This is a genomic window from Corynebacterium sp. HMSC070E08 (assembly GCF_001808895.1).
In the GTDB taxonomy this organism is placed as follows: domain Bacteria; phylum Actinomycetota; class Actinomycetes; order Mycobacteriales; family Mycobacteriaceae; genus Corynebacterium; species Corynebacterium hiratae.
Genome location: NZ_KV794768.1, coordinates 1 through 403, shown reverse-complemented (window position 1 = coordinate 403; position 403 = coordinate 1). Strand labels below are relative to the sequence as shown.

The following is a 403-nucleotide window of genomic DNA, read 5'->3' as shown; positions in this document are numbered from 1 at the left end:
CCTAACTCGTTGAAACACGCATCAATACAGTCCAGCAAGTATCCGGCACGCTGACCGACTACAGGCAGCGGGTTGGAAACGCTGCCTGTTGCCGGTGGGATGTGTTTCACCTCGCCGAAGTCCATTGCGAGTTGGTCACCATCGACGATGCGTTGAGCTTCAGCGCGTAAAAGCGCAAGCTCAGACTCTGAATGCGCTGAGCCGATATGCTTCATCCTTTTGGCACCTTTGCGTTCAGAGAACACCACCTGCACCGCCATCGCCCCAGAAGCGGTCTTGACAGTGCGAATATAAGGACTCACAAAAATCAGACTACTGAACACCCCCGGCACTACCCACTTAGTGCGGAAAAATTCCTCCCCACCGACGAAAACCAACAGGTAACAGTGTCAAGAGTGACGTT

The 403-nt window shown here is 53.3% G+C and carries 1 pseudogene; it reads right to left on the bottom strand.

The window, feature by feature from the left end:
• Positions 1 to 302 (bottom strand): annotated as a pseudogene (locus tag HMPREF2526_RS07550) (transposase); the annotation flags it as partial.
• Positions 303 to 403: the final 101 nt, after the last annotated feature.